The following is a 254-nucleotide window of genomic DNA, read 5'->3' on the forward strand; positions in this document are numbered from 1 at the left end:
ATGAGAAACTGGTCGCGGAGTTGCAGGAATTCGTGAAGAATACCGTTGCGCCGTACAAGTATCCGCGCGTCGTCGCCTTCATCGACGCGCTGCCTCGCACGGAAACCGGCAAGCTCAAGCGGTTCGCTTTGCGTGCGATGTAGCGCATCACGCTTCATTCGATAACGGTGAGCGGTGACGCGCGCAGTCCCCGTCGTCCTACAATCGAGGAGCATTTGATGGCCGGTTCCTTTATCGAAGTCGCCGCTCGCGAT

At 58.3% G+C, this 254-nt stretch carries 1 protein-coding gene; it reads left to right on the forward strand.

Going from position 1 to position 254, the window contains the following annotated elements:
- Positions 1–143 (forward strand): AMP-binding enzyme (locus SB772_RS43325; RefSeq protein WP_410838938.1); only part of this gene is annotated, 143 nt, incomplete at its 5' end.
- Positions 144–254 lie beyond the last annotated feature (111 nt).

The organism is Paraburkholderia sp. SIMBA_030 (assembly GCF_046535245.1).
Taxonomy (GTDB): Bacteria; Pseudomonadota; Gammaproteobacteria; order Burkholderiales; family Burkholderiaceae; genus Paraburkholderia.